This window comes from Winogradskyella sp., from assembly GCF_045105575.1.
Taxonomy (GTDB): Bacteria; Bacteroidota; Bacteroidia; order Flavobacteriales; family Flavobacteriaceae; genus Winogradskyella.
On record NZ_JBGCDQ010000048.1, the window covers coordinates 1 to 22,303 of the forward strand.

The 22,303-nt window shown below is 34.8% G+C and carries 21 protein-coding genes; 12 read left to right on the top strand and 9 right to left on the bottom strand.

Annotated elements, in window-relative coordinates; all coding sequences use genetic code 11:
- Nucleotides 1-748 precede the first annotated feature (748 nt).
- Nucleotides 749-1,012 carry an NIF family HAD-type phosphatase gene (locus AB8B52_RS11535; protein WP_406028249.1) on the top strand — a complete coding sequence of 88 codons (264 nt, stop codon included), beginning with the start codon at nt 749-751 and terminating at the stop codon, nt 1,010-1,012.
- A gap of 355 nt (nt 1,013-1,367) precedes the next feature.
- Here AB8B52_RS11535 and AB8B52_RS11540 read toward each other — a convergent pair whose 3' ends face one another.
- Nucleotides 1,368-1,520: a hypothetical protein gene (locus AB8B52_RS11540; protein WP_406028251.1), complete on the bottom strand. Its 153-nt coding sequence runs from the start codon at nt 1,518-1,520 to the stop codon at nt 1,368-1,370.
- A 51-nt stretch (nt 1,521-1,571) separates the two neighbouring features.
- Between AB8B52_RS11540 and smpB the strand changes: the two genes are divergently transcribed.
- From smpB to AB8B52_RS11560, 4 genes are all read left to right on the top strand, one after another.
- The gene (smpB, locus tag AB8B52_RS11545; protein WP_406028253.1) at nt 1,572-2,030 is read left to right on the top strand and encodes an SsrA-binding protein SmpB; all 459 of its coding nucleotides are present in this window, start codon (nt 1,572-1,574) and stop codon (nt 2,028-2,030) included.
- 213 nt (nt 2,031-2,243) lie between these two features.
- On the top strand, nt 2,244-4,706 hold the full coding sequence (locus AB8B52_RS11550; RefSeq protein ID WP_406028255.1) for a DUF5686 and carboxypeptidase regulatory-like domain-containing protein: 2,463 nt from the start codon (nt 2,244-2,246) through the stop codon (nt 4,704-4,706).
- 9 nt (nt 4,707-4,715) lie between these two features.
- Nucleotides 4,716-5,234: a hypothetical protein gene (locus tag AB8B52_RS11555; RefSeq protein WP_406028257.1), complete on the top strand. Its 519-nt coding sequence runs from the start codon at nt 4,716-4,718 to the stop codon at nt 5,232-5,234.
- 114 nt (nt 5,235-5,348) lie between these two features.
- Nucleotides 5,349-7,190, top strand: coding sequence for a Xaa-Pro dipeptidyl-peptidase (locus tag AB8B52_RS11560; protein WP_406028259.1), 1,842 nt, complete (start codon nt 5,349-5,351; stop codon nt 7,188-7,190).
- Nucleotides 7,191-7,277: 87 nt separating this feature from the next.
- On the opposite strand, the gene AB8B52_RS11565 is transcribed toward AB8B52_RS11560, so the two are convergent.
- Nucleotides 7,278-7,919 (bottom strand): protein-L-isoaspartate(D-aspartate) O-methyltransferase, encoded by a 642-nt coding sequence (locus tag AB8B52_RS11565; RefSeq protein WP_406028261.1) that lies wholly within the window; start codon nt 7,917-7,919, stop codon nt 7,278-7,280.
- A gap of 280 nt (nt 7,920-8,199) precedes the next feature.
- On the opposite strand from AB8B52_RS11565, the gene AB8B52_RS11570 reads away from it, so the two are divergent.
- Nucleotides 8,200-9,159, top strand: a complete 960-nt coding sequence (locus AB8B52_RS11570; protein WP_406028263.1) for a Gfo/Idh/MocA family protein — start codon at nt 8,200-8,202, stop codon at nt 9,157-9,159.
- A 36-nt stretch (nt 9,160-9,195) separates the two neighbouring features.
- On the opposite strand, the gene AB8B52_RS11575 is transcribed toward AB8B52_RS11570, so the two are convergent.
- Entirely contained in the window at nt 9,196-10,377 is a 1,182-nt protein-coding gene (locus AB8B52_RS11575) for a pectin acetylesterase-family hydrolase (RefSeq protein ID WP_406028265.1), read from the bottom strand.
- A 289-nt stretch (nt 10,378-10,666) separates the two neighbouring features.
- On the opposite strand from AB8B52_RS11575, the gene AB8B52_RS11580 reads away from it, so the two are divergent.
- From AB8B52_RS11580 to miaA, 6 genes are all read left to right on the top strand, one after another.
- Complete coding sequence (locus AB8B52_RS11580; RefSeq protein ID WP_406028267.1) at nt 10,667-11,557, top strand: 3-hydroxybutyryl-CoA dehydrogenase; 891 nt, start codon at nt 10,667-10,669, stop codon at nt 11,555-11,557.
- 13 nt (nt 11,558-11,570) lie between these two features.
- The gene (locus AB8B52_RS11585) at nt 11,571-12,809 is read left to right on the top strand and encodes a DUF1015 domain-containing protein (protein ID WP_406028269.1); all 1,239 of its coding nucleotides are present in this window, start codon (nt 11,571-11,573) and stop codon (nt 12,807-12,809) included.
- Between the two features lie 73 nt (nt 12,810-12,882).
- A complete protein-coding gene (locus AB8B52_RS11590) occupies nt 12,883-13,542 on the top strand; it encodes a YggS family pyridoxal phosphate-dependent enzyme (protein ID WP_406028481.1) in 660 nt (219 codons plus the stop codon).
- Between the two features lie 102 nt (nt 13,543-13,644).
- On the top strand, nt 13,645-15,009 hold the full coding sequence (locus tag AB8B52_RS11595; protein WP_406028483.1) for an exonuclease domain-containing protein: 1,365 nt from the start codon (nt 13,645-13,647) through the stop codon (nt 15,007-15,009).
- A gap of 24 nt (nt 15,010-15,033) precedes the next feature.
- Nucleotides 15,034-15,927, top strand: coding sequence for an ion transporter (locus AB8B52_RS11600; protein WP_406028271.1), 894 nt, complete (start codon nt 15,034-15,036; stop codon nt 15,925-15,927).
- A 23-nt stretch (nt 15,928-15,950) separates the two neighbouring features.
- Entirely contained in the window at nt 15,951-16,856 is a 906-nt protein-coding gene (gene miaA / locus AB8B52_RS11605) for a tRNA (adenosine(37)-N6)-dimethylallyltransferase MiaA (RefSeq protein WP_406028485.1), read from the top strand.
- A gap of 30 nt (nt 16,857-16,886) precedes the next feature.
- On the opposite strand, the gene AB8B52_RS11610 is transcribed toward miaA, so the two are convergent.
- The 6 genes from AB8B52_RS11610 to AB8B52_RS11635 form a co-directional block, all read right to left on the bottom strand.
- Entirely contained in the window at nt 16,887-17,285 is a 399-nt protein-coding gene (locus tag AB8B52_RS11610) for a VanZ family protein (protein ID WP_406028272.1), read from the bottom strand.
- Nucleotides 17,286-17,361: 76 nt separating this feature from the next.
- Nucleotides 17,362-18,072 carry a response regulator transcription factor gene (locus AB8B52_RS11615; RefSeq protein ID WP_406028274.1) on the bottom strand — a complete coding sequence of 237 codons (711 nt, stop codon included), beginning with the start codon at nt 18,070-18,072 and terminating at the stop codon, nt 17,362-17,364.
- A 9-nt stretch (nt 18,073-18,081) separates the two neighbouring features.
- Nucleotides 18,082-19,650, bottom strand: coding sequence for a sensor histidine kinase (locus AB8B52_RS11620; protein ID WP_406028276.1), 1,569 nt, complete (start codon nt 19,648-19,650; stop codon nt 18,082-18,084).
- Nucleotides 19,651-19,721: 71 nt separating this feature from the next.
- Entirely contained in the window at nt 19,722-20,312 is a 591-nt protein-coding gene (coaE, locus tag AB8B52_RS11625; RefSeq protein WP_406028278.1) for a dephospho-CoA kinase, read from the bottom strand.
- Nucleotide 20,313: 1 nt separating this feature from the next.
- Complete coding sequence (locus tag AB8B52_RS11630) at nt 20,314-21,258, bottom strand: CdaR family protein (RefSeq protein WP_406028280.1); 945 nt, start codon at nt 21,256-21,258, stop codon at nt 20,314-20,316.
- Between the two features lie 25 nt (nt 21,259-21,283).
- Nucleotides 21,284-22,285 carry a glycosyltransferase gene (locus AB8B52_RS11635; RefSeq protein ID WP_406028282.1) on the bottom strand — a complete coding sequence of 334 codons (1,002 nt, stop codon included), beginning with the start codon at nt 22,283-22,285 and terminating at the stop codon, nt 21,284-21,286.
- Between the last annotated feature and the right edge of the window lie 18 nt (nt 22,286-22,303).

A 22,303-nucleotide genomic window follows, 5' to 3' on the forward strand; every position in this document is an offset into this window, starting at 1 on the left:
CTGATGAACCGATCGAAGGAAGGTTCTGATTTCGTCGAGGGTTCAGAAATCCGATGTGTCGGTTCACCGTTCACCCGAGCTCCATGTACGCTGCCCCGAACCCACCTTCTGGAATCCGCTAAACAGAAACATGGCATCTGGGTGAGAACATACCAAACGCACATCCATACGTAGACCCACAGGAGATTTCGAAAGGGGTTGCTTGATCTTATCAAGTTGGAAAATTTGAAGTGCGTGTAAATTCGATGTAGAGAGAGTTACGTAGGTATATTATGTATGTTAATTTAAAGTGCAACTCTGAGATGTTCACCTGAATATTTTAAACGTGTATGTCCACGGCCAGACTGGTATCCAAAAGGCAAGCACATTCCTTCTACCGTTTGAGCTCCGGCGTCCTTCTTTGATGTGAAAAACTTCACCTTTCAGGACGAAGAACGAACCTACGGACGTTGAGCGGAAGGTCAAAGATGACCGTCCATTCATCTACAGCACTTTGGCCGGAGCAGGAGCCAACGAAGGAGAAGAATTCTATCAAAAGTGAGAAGCCTGCAAACGGATGCGCAACCAGCGAAGAGACATATATGGTCGTGCTTACTAGTTTTTGTTTTTTGTTTTTTTATTTTATCTCCCATTATTGGACTCTGTCGTCTAGCCCCACTGGCCCCCATCCTCCACTACGACTAGCTAGACGACCCAACCGGGTTCACATAGGAGGGGGGGGCTGGACCCCCTCCTGCGGTACCTGCCTATGAATATTTTTATCGCGAATGGGTTCAGCACTCCCTATGCATGTTTGGCTCTTTGTTGTGTTGCTCTGGTCACGACTGACGTTGCCGCATCGCGCCCACCATACATCGCATTGGTTTGCATCGCGTCGGGTCGAAGGCCTGGGCTGAGGCGATTCTTGGCACAGGCGGCGACCATGTTCGAGATGACCATCTACACCGCTGGCACCTCGCAGTACGCAGATGCGGTGAGCAAGGTTGGAATCGTGGCATTGTATTGTCCCTGACTTGCTTTGACGTATTTACCACATATCTTTCTTGACTCTTGGCCCTCGACGTCTGACTCTTGCAACGCCGTTCCCGCGACCCCCCCTGAACTACTGTGACCATTCGAAGCGCGGAGTACAATCGACAATCATCGCCTTGTGCCTCTGGGCCTTGCCATCCATCCAGCTCGAAAACCTCATGGTTTCCATGACCACGTCGGCGTCTCTCCCCAGAATTCCGTGTTGTTTTCCACACTATTAAATATTAATAGTCTACAGCAGTAGATCGAAGCACATAACACCGCGGCGCTGTTTGGCATTCCTCAAGCGAGGGTTTTCTCTGGATCGTTTCAAGAAAGCCTAGCTTCAAAAAAGCCTAAACCTTTCGTCGCACGCAGCGAAGTCTCATGGTGCGCTGCTTTGTGGTGCGACGATCAATTTTCGGTCTATCTTCATCTTCATCTTCATCTTCATCTTGTTCTTCGTCTTCGTCTTCGCCTTGATCTTCAGCTTCGTGTCTCAAAATCATTTATTTCGTCACACTTCAAAATTCCAACTATAAAAACTATCTTTGACAGCGATGCAAAAAACGGTTAACATACTCAACAAAAAAGCAAAATTTCAGTACGAGATATTAGATAAATATACGGCTGGAATTGTGCTTTCAGGAACTGAAATTAAATCCATCAGATCTGGTAAAGCTTCTATTGCCGAAAGCTTCTGTGAATTCAATGACAGAGACGAATTGTTTGTGATTAATATGACGGTTGAAGAATACAAATACGGCAACCATTATAACCATAGACCAAAGGCAGAGCGTAAATTACTACTCAATAAAAAAGAATTAAAGAAACTTAAAAAGGAAATGGACGTCAAAGGCATTGCCATTATTCCATTACGCTTATTCACTAACGAAAAAGGACTCGCTAAATTGGTCATTGCCATTGCAAAAGGTAAAAAACTCTACGACAAACGCGAAGTCATTAAGGATCGTGATAACAAACGGAATCTCGACCGAATTAAGAAAGATTTTCGATAATTTTAAGATTCCTATAACTTCTATACATTCATTTTTATCCTAAGTTTGAAATGATATAGGCAACCATTTGTAAAAAAATAAGGTCTATGTTAATGTACAGTTGTAACATTTAGATACGTTATACAGTAGGATGCATATAAATCGTGTGCGTTTAATTTATTCTATAAGTTCGACAGTAATCAGCATTAAATAACAATCATCAATCAAAACACTATGGCCAAAAATCTACTGAACATACTATGTATTGTTTTTAGTCTGTCTGTTTTTTCGCAAATTACTGGCAACATTACCGACCAAAATAATACTTCTTTACCTTTTGTAAATATCCTAATTGAAAACACTTACAAAGGCACTACAAGTAATGATGATGGCTATTACGAACTTAACATTTCAACACCAAAAACCTACACCATTATTTATAGCTATTTGGGTTTTAAAACCATTAAAAAAGAAGTTTCCATTACCAAATTTCCATTTCAATTAAACGTCACTTTAGAAGAAGAATCCGTATCGCTGAGTGAAGTCGTTATAGATTCAGAAAACGATCCTGCCAACGCCATAATGCGACAAGCTATAGCACAACGAAAAGCAAATCTCGATAAAATTGCATCTTTTACATCCGATTTCTATTCCAGAGGATTGATTAAAATTAAAGATGCTCCCGAAAAAATTATGGGTCAAGACATTGGCGATTTAGGCGGAGGTTTAGATTCTACCCGAAGTGGTATTATCTATTTATCTGAAACCATTTCTAAATTACAATTTTTAAATCCAGATAAACTAAAAGAAAAGATAACAGCTTCTAAAGTCAGTGGTAATGACAATGGCTTTAGCTTTAATACAGCACTAGAAGTTGATTATAATTTCTATAATAACACGGTAGAATTTGGCAACGAAATTATTTCGCCAATAGCCAATAATGCGTTTAACTATTACCGTTATAAATTAGATGGTGTATTTTATGACGATAGAGGCAATCTTATTAATAAAGTAAAAGTCATTCCAAAGCGAAAAAATGACCCAGTTTTTTCAGGGTTCATTTATATTGTAGAAGAGCAATGGACAATATATGCGTTGGAATTAGATATTACAGGCATCCAAGCACGTATTCCTGCTGTAGATGTCATTTCTTTAAAACAGAGTTTTTCCTACTCGCAAGCTGATGATATTTGGGCAAGAATTTCGCAAAGTCTAGATTTTAAATATGGCATTTTTGGTATTAAAGGAGATGGACGCTTTACAGCCGTGTATAGTAATTATAACTTTAATGCAGGACTCACAAGAAAAGATTTTGGTCGCGAAATCGTCGCTTTTGAAAATGCAGCCAATAAAAAAGACAGCCTGTTTTGGAATAAAATTAGACCTATACCGCTTACTTTAGAAGAACGTACCGATTACATAAAAAAAGATAGTATTCAAATTGTAAAAGAGTCGAAACCTTATCTAGATTCAATCGATGGAGTGCGAAATAAATTTAAACTAGGCAGTCTTTTAGGTTATACCTACCAAAATTCTCATAAAGATTACCGACTTGGTTATGACATCCCAATTTCGGATGTGAGCTTCAATACCGTTCAAGGTTTTACAGCAAATGCCAACGTGTTTTACACCAAAGGCTATGATGATTATAACCGATTTTTTAGCGTAAGCAGTAACATTCAGTATGGGTTTTCGGACGACAGACTACGCGCAACAGGAAGCTTAACGTATAAATTTAATAGTGTTAGTAATTCATTTTTAACATTATCTGGTGGAGTTGCTGTTCAACAATTTAATCCTTCGAATCCGATTTCACTTTTAGAAAATTCTGTAGCATCCCTATTTTTTGAAGAAAATTATATGAAACTCTACGAACGTCAGTTTGTACAATTAAATTATTCCGAAGAGTTATTTAATGGCTTCCGTTTATACGCTAATACTAGTTATGAAAGACGACAAGCCTTGTTCAACACAACTGATCAGACTTTTTATCCGAAAGAAAATAAAGCCTTTTTAAGCAATAATCCACTAGACCCAACCAGTAGTAGCGCTCCATTTGAAAATCATAATATTATTAAAGGATCACTTACAGCACGTATTAATTTTGGACAAGAATACATGAGTTATCCTAATGAAAAATTCAACATTGGCAATGACAAGTATCCAAGCTTATTTTTGGGTTACGAAACAGGTTTTGGAGCCACTAATAGCGACTATAATTTTAATCAAATCAAAGCACGTTTAACGCAAGCTTTTAATATTAGAGATAAAGGACGATTTAGATACAACCTAAGAGCTGGTAAGTTTTTTAATGCCGAAGACATTGCCTTTATGGATTACCAACATTTTAATGGTAACCAAATTAATGTAAGCCGTCGTGGTAATTACACAGACGTGTTTAACAATTTAGGCTATTATACAGCCAGTACCAATGATGCGTATTTTGAAGCTCATACGGAACACGATTTTAATGGCTTTTTACTCGGAAAAGTACCTTTGTTAAATAAGCTAAATTTTAATTTAGTAGTTGGAGCTCACTTATTAGCAACACCAGAGGCAACTCCTTATCAAGAATTTACCGTTGGTGTAGATAATATAGGTTGGGGAAAATGGAGGTTTTTAAGAGTAGATTATGTGCGTTCGTACCAAAGCGGATTTCAGAGTGATGCCATTTTGTTTGGTCTAAAATTCTTTTAACTTTATAAAATGAAAAAACTTCTATTTATAGCATTCGTAATGTCATTGAGTTTAACTGCTCAAGAAACAACAGACTATTCAAAAAATGTCTCAACATTAGATAGTACCATAGCAAGCTTATACTCCGTAATTTCTGGTGATAAAGGTGAAGCACGCAATTGGGAATTATTCAAACATTTGTTTCAAAAAGACGCCAAACTGATTCCGACATGGAAAAATCCAAAGGGCGAAACCAAGGTGCGTTACATGTCGCCAGACGACTATATCAATTCATCTGGAAAGTGGTTGGTAGAAAATGGATTTCATGAAGTAGAACTCAACCGTGAAGTTCAAACTTTTGGAAATATTACCCATGTTTTTAGTACTTATGAAGCCTACCAAAGTAAAGCCGATAAAACTCCATTAATGAGCGGTATCAATAGTATTCAATTATTTAACGATGGTAATCGTTGGTGGATTATTAATATCTATTGGATGCAAGAATCGGATGAATTTCCTATTCCTGAAGCCTACTTGCCTAAAAATTGAAAGTCGTATGTCTTCAAAGACGATCTTATGGATGTCATAAAGAAATTCTAAACACCACTTCAGTGTCATAATTACTACTTATTTTTATAAAATATCTCTCAAAATAATTCATACATGAATAAGCCTTTAAAATCAATTTCAATTTTAAGCATTGCCATATCCATTTCAATAGCGAGTTGTGCCCAAAACACTGAGAAGAAAGCACAACCCATTTTTAAAGATGGTGAAGCTCAAATTGTAGAAGCCTTTAGTGATTCCGACAACTGGTTACGACACGATTTATGGGTAGAGACAGAATTCGATACAGATGGAAACGGAGAACCAGATCGTATGCATGTTGCTGTAACACGACCAGCACAAACCGAAACAGAAGGCTTAAAATTACCCGTAATTTATATTTCTAGTCCTTATTTTGCTGGTGTAGCAGGTGATGCGCCTGGGATTATGTGGGATGTTACTATAGAATTAGGTGAAACCGCAAAAGAACGTGTACATCCTGAAGTGCAACGCAGAGGCCAACGTCCCATTATTTCAAATTCACATATTAGAAAATGGATACCTAGAGGTTATATTGTAGTGCATTCGTCTTCACCAGGCACAGGATTATCAGATGGAGCACCAACCATTGGTGGTAAAAACGAATCTTTAGCACCAAAAACCGTCATCGATTGGTTATGCGGACGCGCAAAAGGCTATACCGAAAGAGACGGCAACGAGGAAGTAAAAGCGTATTGGTCTACTGGCAAAGTAGGCATGACAGGGACTTCTTATAACGGTACATTACCCTTAGCTGCTGCAACTACAGGAGTTGAAGGTTTAGAAGCTATTATTCCTATTGCACCAAATACCTCTTATTATCATTATTACCGTTCTAACGGTTTAGTACGTTCGCCAGGTGGTTATTTGGGAGAAGATATTGATGTGCTTTATGATTTTGTACATAGCGGCAAAGAAGAAAATCGTGCTTACAATAATAAAACCGTTAGAGATACCGAAATGAAAAATGGTATGGATAGAGCAACTGGCGATTATAATGAGTTTTGGGCAGGTAGAGATTATTTGAATCAGATGGACAATATGAATGCTGCGCTCCTCATGGCTCATGGATTTAATGATTGGAATGTGATGCCAGAGCACAGTTACCGCATTTACAAAGCCGCAAAAGAAAAAGGCTTAGCAACGCAAATTTATTACCATCAGAATGGTCATGGTGGTCCACCTCCTCTGTCTATGATGAATCGCTGGTTTACAAAATATTTACATGGTATTGATAATGGTGTTGAAAATGAAGAACACAAAGCCTATATCGTTAGAGAATATGATGATAAATTAAAACCAACGGCTTATAAAGATTATCCAAATCCTGAAGCTAAAGCTGTGACTTTAAACTTAACTAGTGGTGGAACTTCTATTGGTGGATTAACACTTAATACTGTCCCAGAGGCAGAAGAGTTGTTTTCTGATGATGTTTCTATGTCTGGCAGTGATTTAGCAAAAACAGAAAACTCAAAAAACAGACTCTTATATGTGACACCTAAATTAAAAGAAGACTTGCATATTTCTGGTGTCCCTAAAATAACAGTAACATTATCTAGTAGTAAAATCGCTGCTAATTTATCGGTTTGGTTGGTGTCTCTGCCATGGCAAGAAGGAAAAGAATTTAAAATTACTGACAATATTATAACCCGAGGTTGGGCAGATCCTAAAAACCACAAATCGTTAACAGATGAAGAGGATTTAAAACCAGGAAAATTCTACACTGTTAATTTCGATTTACAGCCAGACGATCAAATCATTAAAGCAGGACAACAAATTGGACTCATGATTTTTTCAAGCGATAAGGAATATACGCTACATCCAAAAGCAGGAACCGAACTAACCGTTAAATTAGATAAGACCACATTGACTTTGCCTGTTGTTGGTGGAAGTGATGCTTTTGTGAAGGCGACTAATTAATCTTTAGTTTTTCAGTAATAGTTCTCTTCTTTTGGGAAAAAGACGAGTTCCGATTACTATGGGAAGGTCTCATGTCTTTTTTAAATCTTAATTCTTATCCTCTAACATCGGTACAAACCTGAAATCACCAAATTCATGTTTTTCGAATGCTTTTGGTCCCTTTCTAATAAATAAAGTCATCACTTGTACTTTATCACCAACTGGTATTACCAACCGACCACCAATGGCTAATTGACTCAATAAGGGATTAGGTACAAAAGGTGCTCCTGCTGTAACGATGATACTTTGAAAAGGGGCCTCTTCAGGCAAGCCTTTATAACCATCGCCAAAAATGAGTTTTTTAGCACGATAACCGATTTTGGGTAAAAATTTAGACGTTTTTTTAAAGAGTTCTTTCTGACGCTCAATACTATACACCTTTGCGCCAAGTTCTAAAAGTACCGCTGTTTGATAGCCACTACCAGTACCAATTTCTAAAACTTTATCTTCAGGTTGTACCTGTAATAACTCCGATTGAAACGCAACAGTATAGGGCTGAGAGATGGTTTGATCTGCTCCTATCGGAAACGCTTTATCTTGATACGCATGATCTACAAACCCTGAGTCCATAAAAAAATGTCTCGGAATTTTACCAATAGCCTTTAAGACGCCTTGGTCTTTTATATCTTTTTTAACCAGCGTTTCAACCAATTGTTGGCGCATGCCTTGATGCTTGAATGTATCTTTCAAAAAGCGGAGTTTAGTTTTAGTAAAAATAGTTCAAAGAAGAACAAATTCCAACCTTAAAAGTTCAAATTCCAAAACTAAATTCAAGATTCCAACTTTAAAAAAGAATCTAAATAATGTCATAAATTTTCAAACTACAAAACCCTCTTTTCAACTGTATTTTAAATCGCATGTTTTGGAATTTAGTTTTTGGCTTTTGGAATTTGTAAGCTGTATTAATTTTTAGACTTTCTTTACGAATTATGTAATTCAAATCCACTATTTTTGTTAAAAACCTAAACATATGCTGAAAGCTGGAGTTCTTGGTGCTGGTCACCTTGGTAAAATTCACTTGAGATTACTTAATCAATCCAACAAATACGATCTTGTCGGTTTTTACGATGCAGATCCTGAAAATGCAAATTTGGTTGTTGAAGAATTCGGTTATACGTATTTTGATTCTATAGACGATTTAATTGATGCTGTAGATGTTGTGGATATTGTGACTCCTACCCTTTCGCATTACGAATGTGCTAAAAAAGCTATTAAAAAAGGCAAACATATTTTTATAGAAAAACCCATTACCAATACGGTTGAAGAAGCAGAAACCATTAGAACTTTAGTGGCTGAGCATGGAGTTAAAGGACAAGTTGGCCATGTGGAACGTTTCAATCCTGCGTTTATAGGAGTTAAAGATCAGATTAAAAATCCGATGTTTATTGAATGTCATCGTTTGGCAGAATTTAATCCTCGTGGTACTGATGTGCCAGTGGTATTAGATTTAATGATTCATGATATTGATATTATCTTAAGTGTTGTTGATTCTACAGTGAAAAATATTTCAGCCAGTGGAGTTTCAGTAGTAAGCGACACTCCTGATATTGCAAACGCGCGTATTGAATTTAAAAATGGCTGTGTTGCCAATTTAACAGCCAGCCGAATTTCACTGAAAAACATGCGTAAAACACGGTTTTTTCAAAAAGACGCTTATATCTCAGTGGACTTTTTAGAGAAGAAATGTGAAGTTGTAAAAATGAAAGACGCTCCAGAAAATCCTGGTGATTTTGATATGATTCTTCAGAATGCAGAAGGCATAAAAAAACAAATCTATTTCGATAATCCTGAAATTGAAAACAACAATGCCATTTTAGACGAATTAGAAACCTTTGCAGATGCTATTAATAATAATACCAAACCTGTGGTGACCTTGCATGATGGCACAGAAGCTTTAAGAGTTGCAAATATGATTATTAATCAGTTTTAAAACGTATGTTTTCAAAACTTCATAGTGTAAATCTTATTATTCCACCAAATCACTAGCAGTTCCGTTTCTTAAATCAGCTATCCATTGATTTAAAGTGGTGCCATTGACGGTTTCATTCAATGTTGCGCTACCTAAAAAGGTGTGCGATGTGCCTTCTTTGTAAAACACTTTCCAGTTATCATGGTTGTCGAGCACATTGGTTTTAATAGTCATTAAACCATCTCTAAATGCTTCCGCAGAGAGCAATTGCAATGGCACAACTGGACAATTATCTTGTCCGAAACTATAAAACCCTCTAATCGTTGTATCTTCATAAGTACTTATAAAGCCATAATTGAATGTGGGATATTTAACCGCCAAGTATTCATATACTTTTTGAAGATTAAAATCATAAGTGCTTTGTACCACAGTATCTAAATCGTTAGGTAGATTATTATTTAAACTCCAGAGGTTATTCCATGTGGACTCTAAACATGGCGTTAAAATTGAAGTCTCTAAAAATACAGGGCCAGAATCCACTAAAACTGTGGTTGGAGTTGCGGTTCCGAAAACAGACGCAAGTTGCACAGTATTTAAATACATGCCAAATCCGCCAGCACTAGAACCAGAAAAAACAATTTCAGATACACCACCATTCGCATCAAAATACGTTTTTAGTTCATTTAAGATAACGCTGACGTTACTGAATCCCGTCATCACTTGATTATTTGGTCCTCCATTAGGCACATCAGCAGCTGAATTTGATCCAGAATGTACATCTCCAGTAGCATAAGGAACAAAAACAAAGTTCCAATCGGCAAATTGATTATCTGCAGCATCTCTATCGATAATCAATGCATTTTGATTCGAAATACGCTGAAAAAAGTCATCTTCTGTAAAGCTATCAATATTACCAGAGCAGGTAATATTATTAAAACAAGCACCACCTCCATCTAAAAATATCAGTAATTTTTGAGAGTCAGGATTGAGCACAACTCCATAGCCCATAGCATCACCATTTCTGGAAGTCACTGCGTCATTAGCCATCCATGTAATTTGATTTGGACTATCCGCAGCCACCAACTCTAAAGCGGTTAATTCGTTTTCATCTGAATCGGAATCGTTAGTAGAATTATCCGACTCACAACTTGTAAAACTTATGCTAAAAATCAATAAGAGAATGAAACAAGACAATTGCCCTAAGGATAATGGTTGGGATTTGGTTTTAATTGGGATCATTTGTTGTTTTTTAGATTAAATAGTGACTTATTTTAAAAATATCAATTATTTATTGATTATCAAGACTTATTAACAGAAATATTAATCTAGAATTCTAAATTAGAGCTTCACATAAATTAAGTATCACAATCACTTTTACCAACTAGTTTTCAAGCCTAAAACCCATAAAATTGAAAAGCCGTCTCAACTTGTATATGTCACTACCAATGTCTAACTTTGACTATAATTATACCACGATACAATTTAAAATAACATACTGAAAAACAAACACTTAACAATACTTTATTAAATGAAAAACATAGCAGTAATAGGAGCAGGAACCATGGGTAATGGTATTGCGCATACCTTTGCACAATCTGGGTTTAAAGTGCAACTTATTGATATTAGTGACGCATCTCTACAACGAGGCATGGATACCATTTCTAGAAACTTAGATCGTATGGTCGCTAAAGAAAAAATAAGTGAAGCCGATAAATCTGAAACCTTAGGCAATATTTCTACGTTTACGGATACCAAAGAAGGCGTTAAACATGCGGATTTGGTTGTAGAAGCAGCGACTGAAAATTTAGAGTTAAAACTTAAAATCTTTAAACAACTTGACGACGTTTGCAATGAAAACACCATTTTGGCGACCAACACATCCTCGATCTCAATCACTCAAATAGCAGCTGTAACATCGCGACCAGATAAAGTGATTGGCATGCACTTTATGAATCCTGTACCCATTATGAAATTGGTTGAAATCATTAGAGGCTACAGTACCAGTGATGCAGTTACAAATACCATAATGGATTTATCTAAAACATTAGGTAAAGTACCAACCGAAGTTAATGACTATCCTGGTTTTGTGGCCAACCGTATTTTAATGCCAATGATTAACGAATCTATTGAAACACTTTACAATGGTGTTGCTGGTGTTGAAGGAATTGATACGGTTATGAAATTAGGTATGGCACACCCAATGGGTCCATTACAATTAGCAGATTTTATTGGCTTAGATGTTTGTTTATCGATTTTAAATGTGATGTATGATGGTTTTAAAAATCCAAAATACGCACCTTGTCCACTTTTAGTAAATATGGTGATGGCCGGAAAATTAGGAGTGAAGTCTGGCGAAGGATTTTATGATTATGCTGAGAGCAGAAAAGCTGAGAAAGTTTCTGATCAATTTTCTAAGTAAAAAGTATTAAAACATGGCTAAAATAATTCCATTTAAAGCAGTAAAACCAACAAGAGCTATTGTAGGCTTGGTGGCTGCGCGTCCGTATCAAAGTTATACGGTAGATGAACGCGAATCTCGTATGGAATACAATCCATTTAGTTTTCTGCATATTGTAAATCCTGGTTACAAATACGATCAGGAAGTGACAGGTGAAGAACGTTACCGTTTGGTAAAAAACAGATATTTAGAGTTTAAGGAAGATGGAGTTTTCGTTCAAGATGAAAAGCCATCCTTTTATGTCTATAAAATTGTAAATCGCTATGGTCAGGAATTTAGTGGTATTATCGCAGCAACCAGTGCCGAAGATTATGAAAATGACATTATAAAAAAACACGAAGATACTATTGCTAAACGCGAAGAAACTTTTAAAAGCTATATCCAAACTGTTGGTTTTAATGCAGAACCTGTATTATTGACCTATCCTGATAATGCCATTATTGCGGACATCATTAAAGAAACTCAAAAAGGCTATGCTGAATTTGAATTTACAATGACCTATAGAGATACGCACTATCTATGGAAAATAGATAATGATAAAACTATTGAAGCTATAACAGCAGAATTTAGTATGATGAAAACCATCTATATTGCAGATGGGCATCACAGATCAGCTTCGTCTTATTTATTATATACGGATGAAAAAGAAAAGAATACCAACCACAAAGGCACAGAATCTTATAACTTTTTTATGTCGTATTTAATTCCTGAGTCTGAGTTAGTCATTCATGAATTTAATCGCTTAGTAAAAGATTTAAACGGCTTATCAAAGGAAGAATTTTTAATTAAATTAGATGCATTTTACCGTATAGAAAACAGAGGTCAGATGCCTTACCACCCTTCTAAACCACATCATTTTAGCATGTATTTAGATGGCGAGTTTTATTCTTTATACTTACGGAAAACAGCGTATCAGTTTAAAACTGCGTTAGACGAATTGGATGCGCAATTACTGTATAAAACCATTCTTCAACCCATTTTAAAAATAGAAGATTTAAGACATGATAATCGTATTGCCTACGTTAACGGAAGGCATGAAATGATTACCATAAAAAGTAGCGTAGATAGTGGAGACTTTACTGTGGGTTTTGGTATGTGTGCTTCCAATGTGCAACAGATGAAACAAATTGCAGACGAAGGCTTAAAAATGCCTCCAAAAAGCACCTATATATTACCAAAACTGAGAAGTGGCATTACAATTTATGAATACTAATAAATGTTTAGTTGTTTTGATGTTTTGCCGTTGAGTCGCTCAACTAAATAACAAAGCAGCCAAAAACAAACAAATAGAAATGAGCATAAAAGAAAATTTAATCAACATAAAATCAGAATTACCCGAACACGTTACCTTAGTTGCAGTTTCAAAAACGAAGCCGATACCTAACGTAATGGAAGCCTACGATACTGGACAGCGTATTTTTGGAGAAAACAAAATCCAAGAAATGGCAGACAAGTACCAGCACATGCCAAAAGATATTGAGTGGCATATGATTGGACATGTGCAACGTAATAAGGTAAAGTATATGGCTGAATTTGTGAGTTTAATTCATGGTGTAGAAAGCTTCAAACTATTAAAAGAGGTTAATAAGCAAGCTGAAAAACACCATAGAATTATCAACTGTTTACTTCAAATTAAAATTGCCGAAGAAGAGAGTAAATTTGGGATGTCAGCACAAGACGCTTCTGCCCTATTACAATCGGCAGAATTTTCAGAATTAAAACATATTAAAATTACAGGCGTTATGGGTATGGCAACCTTTACAGATGACATGACTCAGGTTGAAAATGAATTTCGGTTTTTAAAACGCACGTTTACAGACCTTCAATCACTAAACGCAGATCTCAAAACTATAAGTATGGGCATGAGTGGCGATTATCAATTAGCTATTGATTGTGGCAGCACTATGATTCGCGTAGGAAGTAGTATCTTTGGAGCTCGTAATTAAATTTCGCTCGCAAGTCATTACGGTCATTTAAAGCCTTTGGATCTTAATTTTCACTGAGTTTACAGACAACGATGACACAACAAACAACTTAACAAAAAAGTTATTTACGCAATACTAGACATAGAAACCACAGGTGGTAAATTTAATGAAGAAGGCATCACTGAAATTGCAATCTATCAATTTGATGGCCATAAAGTCACCGATCAATTTATTTCGTTGGTGAATCCTGAGCGCGAAATTCAACCTTTTGTAGTTAATCTTACTGGCATCAATTCTAAGATGCTAAAAAGCGCACCCAAGTTTTATGAGGTTGCCAAGCGCATCGTAGAAATTACGGAAGATTGTATTATTGTAGCACACAATTCATCTTTTGACTACCGTATTCTTAAAACTGAATTTAAACGTTTAGGATTTCCTTTTAAGCGAAAAACGCTCTGTACCGTTGAGCTTTCCCAACAATTGATTCCTGACATGGAATCGTATAGTTTAGGTAAATTAACGCGTGCTTTGGGCATTCCGATGAGCGATAGACATCGTGCCAACGGAGATGCTATGGCAACTGTGACCTTGTTTAAAATGCTCTTAAATAAAGATCTCGACAAAACTATTGTTAAAGATGCTATTAAAATAGAACAGAAATCGAAACTCGCTCCCAATCTAAAAGACATCATTGAAGAATTGCCTAGCGAAACTGGTGTTTACTATATTCATGATGCCAATGGTAGTATTATTTATATTGGTAAAAGCAATAATATAAAAAAACGCATTACGCAGCATTTTACAAATACCAATTCTAAATCTAAAAAAATACAACTTCAAGTCGCTTCCGTCACTTACGAAAAAACAGGAAGTGAATTGGTGGCATTACTAAAAGAAAGTGAAGAAATTAAGGTGAATAAACCACGTCATAATCGTGCTTTAAAGCGCAGTAAGTTTAGTCATGGTTTATATAGTTTTATGGATAACAATGGCTATTTAAATTTAACGATTAGTTATCTTAAAAAAGATAAAACACCCATAACCACCTTTGCAAATAAACAGAGTGGTTTATCATTTATGACCAAAATGATTGAAACTTATGAGCTCTGCAATAAGCACTGTGGTTTAGAAAAAGGTGATACGCATTGTTTTAAGTACACTATTAAAAAATGTAAAGGAGCTTGTGTTTGTGAAGAAGATACCGAAGCTTATAATGAACGTGCCCAAAGTGTCATTGATCTCAATATGTATCAAACCAAAAGTATGGCTTTAATTGATAAAGGACGAACTACTGGAGAAAAAAGTGTGGTGTTGGTAGAAGATGGTATTTTTAAAGGGATTGGCTTTTTTAATTTGAATCATCAAATAAATAATAGAGACATTTTATCTTCACTTATAACACCTATGCAAAACGATAGAGATACCCAGCATATTATACAAAGTTATATGAGAAGAAATAAACGAATAAAAATTGTTGAATTAACCTAGTTTTACTTTTTGTACATTTAAACAATGGAATCGCAATACAAACATAATTGGCAAAGTAAACTTCATGAAATAATTTATGAGGCAGATACACCTATTGGTAAATGGTTTGATGTTCTACTCTTATTCTTTATTTTATTAAGTATTGTCTTAGTAATGCTAGAAAGCGTTACCAGTATAGACCAACAATATCATCGTGTTTTATATATAGGTGAATGGTTAGTGACCATTTTATTTTCGGTAGAATATGTTTTAAGAATTATAAGTGTAAAAAAACCCTTAAAGTACGTGTTTAGCTTTTTTGGTATTATAGATTTTCTGTCAACCATACCAATGTATCTTTCATTTTTATTCGTAGGCTCACAAGCCCTAGTTACTTTGAGAGCATTACGATTATTAAGAGTTTTTAGAATCTTAAAATTGGCACGTTATCTTGGTGCTTCAAACCAACTCAAAGATTCCATAATTGCAAGCCGTGTTAAGATTATGGTATTTCTATTTGCAGTGATGATATCCTCTGTTATTTTCGGAACAATTATGTACCTAGTCGAAGGAGAAGCTAATGGTTTTGATAACATCCCAAAAAGTGTGTATTGGTGTGTTGTGACACTGACCACCGTAGGGTTTGGTGATATTGCACCACAAACAGCCTTAGGCCAATTAATTACCACTTTTATTATGATTTTAGGTTACGGCATTATTGCTGTACCAACAGGCATTGTTTCTGCGGAATACGTTAGAAGTAGTCAAAAAGCAGATCAGGAAGAAGAGCATTTAAATCAAAATAACCAGAGCGAACGCATTCAATCAAACTTAGGTCATGTTCATCTTAACTCTCAGCATTGTGCTAATTGCAATGTTTCAGACCATAGAGATAAATCGGAATTCTGCTATAGTTGCGGACATGAGCTCCATCCTTAAACTAGCAAATTTTAATGGCTAAGATGTTAAACAACCATTTAATTTCTATTGTTGGTCCTACAGCAATTGGAAAAACGGCCTTAAGTATAAAGCTAGCACAGCACTATAAAGCGGAAGTTATTTCAGCAGATTCACGTCAATTTTATAAAGAAATGTCTATCGGAACAGCTGCACCATCAAAAGAAGAACTTAATGCAGCGCCTCATCATTTTATTCAACATAAATCCATAAAAGATTATTTTACTGTAGGTGATTTTGAACGCGATGCAATTTTAAAACTAAAAGAATTACATACTCAAAACCAAATGGCGATTATGGTTGGTGGTTCAGGATTATATGTGAAAGCTGTGACAAAAGGATTGGATTATTTCCCTGAAGTTGAACCGCATATTAGATCTGATCTTAACCTTCAGCTCGAAAATTATGGTTTGAATCATTTACAAGAACAACTTAAAAAGCTAGATACAACCTCTTATAATACTATTGCTATTGATAATCCACAACGTGTCATAAGAGCCTTAGAAATTTGTATTGGATCTGGTGAACCATATTCGTCTTTTCTGACTAATAGCGCTAAAAATCGGGATTTTAAAACCATCTCCATTGGTCTTAACGCAGAACGCGATATCATTTACGACCGTATTAACCAGCGTGTTGATATAATGATCGCTAATGGTTTGCTTGATGAAGCAAAAACACTTTTTCCTTATAAACATCTCAATGCTTTAAACACGGTTGGTTATAAAGAATTATTCAATTATTTTGAAGGTGAATGGCCACTTGAGTTTGCCATTTCAGAAATAAAAAAGAATACGAGACGTTTTGCTAAGCGTCAACTCACTTGGTTTAGAAAGGATAAAAGTATCACGTGGTTTGACTATAACACAAATCCAACAGAAATTATTGATTTTATTGAAACGCAGCTTTAAGCTTCTAGACCTACAAAATGATTATTTTTTTTAATCAAATGCCTTTAAACTGAACAAATTATTTTCAAACCAATAATAGCCTACAAAAGTAAAAATTAAAATCCCTAATCCGTCTGCGATAAGATCTGCAATATCTAAAGTACGATTAGGAAAAAACACCTGACTCAGTTCTTCTAAAAGCACAAAAACAGAAACTAACACTGTTCCTAAAGGTAACTTTTGCCACAAATTAATCGATTTGAATTTTAGCGCAAAATTTAAAAGTAAGGTCAACATTCCGAAAAGAAAAAAATGACCGACTTTGTCACCATTAGGTATGCTGCCAATAATTTCGAAGAATATCGTTTGCTTATTGGTATCCGCAGAAACTATAATCCATAGAATAAAAAGAAAAAACAACATCGTAATAACTTGCACCACTCTATGCATCTGCTCCAATTTTTAAAACAGAAAAACCCAGAACATAATTATAGTCTGGGCTTTTACTAAAATTACTTTTTATAACTTAAGAATTGGCATTAACTACCAACCTAAAGCCTTCTCCGTGAATGTTTAATATTTCAACATTCGGATCTGGTTTCAAATATTTACGCAATTTGGCAATGTACACATCCATACTTCGAGATGTAAAATAATTATCATCTCTCCAAATCTTTGTTAATGCTAATTCTCTCGGCATTAAATCATTTTCGTGCAAGGCTAATAAACGTAACAATTCATTTTCCTTCGGTGATAATTTAGACGGGTTTTCGCCATCAAATTTCAGGAAGCGTAATTTTGAATTCAAATCGAAACGTCCAATTTTAAATTCAAATTGTTTACTATCTGCAACCGTATCTGTAGCCTTACGTTGTATAATAGCTTTTATCTTCATTAATAAGACTTCACTATCAAAAGGTTTATTGAGGTAATCATCAGCTCCTACTTTATAACCTTTAAGTACATCTTCTTTCATGGCTTTTGCCGTTAAGAAAATAATTGGCACATCTGTATTTTTTTCTCTAATTTCTTTAGCCAATGTAAATCCGTCCTTGTATGGCATCATCACATCTAAAATACAAAGATCATAGTCATCTTTTTTGAACTTCTCGAAGCCTTCCATACCATTTTTAGCATGGACTACATCGTAATCGTTCATCATTAAATAATCTTTTAACACAGTTCCAAAATTTGGATCGTCTTCTACTAAAAGAATTTTTTTGTTTTGCTCTTCCATAGTTTGTTTTTATGATATTAACGGCATTTTTATAATAAAAGTACTGCCTTTTCCTTTTTCACTTTCTACTGATATATGACCTTGATGGTCTTCTACAATTTTTTTAACGTAAGCCAAACCTAAACCGTGCCCTTTAACATTGTGTACGTTGCCTGTGTGTTCCCTATAAAATTTCTCGAACACGCGCTTCGCCACTGCTTTCGACATTCCGTTACCTTGATCGCTAATTTTTACTATAATATTGTGTCCTACATTTTCGGTATACACATCTATTTTAGGTGCTTCATCCGAATATTTTATGGCGTTATCTAAAACATTAACAATGACGTTTGTAAAATGAGTATCGTTAGCCAGTATTGAGGACTGTTCTGCATTTAAATGCGTTTTTACATAACCTTGTCTGTCTTCAACGATAAGTTCAACATGCGTCACGGCATCCTCTACTAAGTCGTGCAATTCTATACGTTCCTTACTAATATTAAGTTCGTTTTTATCTAATTTAGAAATTCGCAATACATTTTCTACTTGGGCATGCATGCGCTTATTTTCTTCCTTAATCATGCCTAAATAACGTAAGACTTTCTCTTGGTCTCCAATTATTTTAGGATTTCTAATAGAATCTAAGGCCAAATTGATGGTTGCAATTGGTGTTTTAAATTCATGCGTCATGTTATTAATAAAATCAGTCTTAATCTGCGAAATTTGTCGTTGTCTTATTAACTGATAAATAGCACTTGTGTAAGCAATGATGATGATACTTGTAAATATGATTGACAATATGATCATCCACATAATAGACGATAATAAGTATTTTTTTCTATCCGGAAAATCAACCCATAGATTAAAACTACTATCATTATTGTTGTCTAAAAAGATTTTAATACCATAAACATTAGGTGTCATTTCAAAATTTTGCGATTGAACTTTTGTCGCTAAATCATCATCATAAATTGCAAATTCAAAATCAAGATCTATACCTTCATCGTTTAACTCGCGTTCTAACAATGCTCTAACTTTCTCTTGTGAAACGCGTTTATAAACAGGCTTGTCTTTTAAAAGATCTTTAAACGAATCTTCATAGGCCTGTTTGTCTAATGCGCCTAATGATGAGTATTCTCTTAACCTAGTTTCAGGATCCATGCGTCTTACACCATCTATAGTCGTAGTATTAAACGTTTCTGTAACACGCTCACTATATAATTTACTGATATTAAAACTGTCGGCATCAATTTCATTAAACAAAGAAGGTACTTTAAAACGTTCCTCTAAAACGGTATTACGATGTACGATGGTTTTATTATTAATATCATCTTCCTCCGCTATAAAAAGCTGTTTAAGAATGGACGAATCTGCTTTGTTATCTTTATTTAAAAATGGTTGAAGTTTTTCGAAATAACTACGAAACTCATAGTCTTCAATCGCTTTAGATACATAACTCAAAGAACGTTTAACACTTAGTGTAAAATTCTTATCCTCATTCTCGATACTATTATTGATAAAAAAAGATTGGACAAAAATAATACCTATGAGCGATAAACTCATTAACACTATTAACAACACGAATAGCTTTTTGCTCATCCCTCAAATTTAACATTTTAACATTTAGCACAAATTATGTTTAACCTAACGTTAACAAAAGAAATTTGAAATCAGTTTTTTATAATTTCTAGGATATTATTATGAATTTCAAAAGCTTGTTTTTTAGCTTCTTCTAAATCATTATTAGTTATGATGAAGTCAGATTTTTTCATTTTTTCAGCATCGGATAACTGATTATTAATAATTGATTTTATCTTTTTTTCAGATGCACCATCGCGTTTCATAACACGTTTTATTCTTAAATCTTCGTCTGCAATTACAGTGATGATGTAATTGTATTGACTTTCGAGATTATTTTCAAAAATTATTGCCGCTTCTTTTATCACATAATCACCTTTTTGCTTTTTTAACCACCGTTTAAAATGCGCTGCAACTTTAGGATGTACAATTGCATTCATCTTTTCTAAGAGTGTACGATCTCCAAAAATTTTTGAAGACAAATACGTTCTATTCAATTGATCTTCTTTATAAGCCTCTTTACCAAAGAGCTTTATGAGTTGTCTTCTAATGACTTTCGATCGATGCATTAAAGCCTTTGCTTCATCATCTGCGATATAAACTGGTACACCATAAGATTTAAAACACTTTAAAATCGTTGTTTTTCCACTTCCAATGCCACCTGTTAATCCAACTATTATCATCTTATAATTTAATAAAATCTATCTTTTTTTGTTTCACGTTGGTGTATTTAACCACCTCTGGTTTTTTAACCACTTTAGGCACTAAATAGGTTTGATTTTCTTTTAAGGTGTCATAATCACACTCCACCTTAAAGTCTAATGCCTTAATAGTATTATAATTTTCTAAATCTACGTAATAAGACACATTCACCGTTTTTGGAAAGTAATTAATCGTCACATCAGAAGGCTGATTTTTAATAGAAATCGGCACTTCTACCGTCCCTTCCGTAAATTTAACAACATCGCCCTTCATGCTAATTTTCTTGGGAAAAATAGCGATATCAGCATATTCTGAAATGTCTAAATCTACGCTTTCATCAATTTGAGCTTGTACATCATTAAGCACAACTTCTTTAGTTGCTATAGTATTGATTTTATAAATTTCGGAAGCAGGTCCTACTATTTTCACACTATCCTGACTTAATTTAAAGTTCCCTTTTAAATCGTAACCTATAGCATAATCAATAGTTTGCTTTAACTCAATAGGCACCATCTTAGAAGCACTTTTAGAATAGGCTATTAAAAGAGTATCTGGACTCGTATTAAGCAGTTTGTAAGAATCACCAAGTTGATCTTCTATAAGGTATTGCTGTTTTTGAACATCGAATATAAAATGATGCGATGTAATACTGACATCAAGTTTAGCACTTAAAATAAGATCTTTAGATGTTGTAAACATCAGAGATATTAGCGAAAAACCTTTAGCTTCAACATAAGCATTAATATAGTTTAAGGAATCATTTTTTAAAAGAATTTCATCATCAATATCAACTAAATTTATTTTTAAAGGAATGGTTTGCTTGTAAGAATTAGATAATTTCGAAAAAATTAGAAACACAAATGCAATCATAAAAAACAGACTAAAACGTTTGACGCTTTTCTTTTTGAAATGATTTAAAATACGCATGTGAAGATTTGAATTTATTTAAAATTTAAAAAAACAGATGTGGAAATGACTCTTCTGGATTTTTGCCTAATATAACCAAACTAAATGTTGATTTTATAAACCCATAACCGTAACCAAAAAATTGAATACCTATAGCCAGTAAAGCCTGAAATGCGACACTCACACTTCTATTTGAAATTAACGCAACTATAAAAGCAACACTAAAATATACGCCAAAAATAGCTAATGGTAGATGAAACTGAAACCAACTCATTATAATTGACAGTATCAACCCTAAACTAAACAGCGCAGGAAACCAATATACTACACTCTTAGAACCTGGATGCCATTGATTAAGAATAGGTCTTACCATACCAAATTTATGGACTTGCTTATAAAATTTAGACCAAGATACACGACGTTTATGATATACAAAAGCGTCTTCTAAAAGGGTGGTTTTAAAACCTAATTGATGCAAACGTAAAGATAAATCTGGATCTTCACCAGGATGTATTTTACCAAAACCACCAGAGGCTATAAATGCCTTTTGTGATAAACCCATATTAAAACTTCTTGGCTGAAAATCTTCGACATTTCTCTTACCACCTCGAATACCTCCTGTGGTCATAAAAGAAGTCATAGCAAAATTAATCGCTTTTTGAAGATTAGAAAACGACGAATGTGCTGCATCTGGTCCTCCAAAACAATCGTAATAGGTTGTTTCTAAAAACGTTTTTACTTCCGTTAAATAATTTGAAGGCAACAACACATCGGAATCTAAAATGATAAAATAATTTCCTTTTGCTTTACGCATGCCATAGTTTCTAGAATCACCTGGACCAGAATTTGGTTTAAAATAATACGAGATATTGAGCTGGCTAGCAAATTGCTCAACGATGTGTTTTGAGGTTTCTGTAGATCCATCTTCAATAATAACAATTTCATAATCGTTTGATGTACCCAAATTTAAAAAGCTCTCTAAGAGCTCTTTAATTTCATCTGGTCGATTATAGACAGGAATAATAAAAGAAAAAGTTATAGCTTCCATAGGCGACAAAGGTAAATA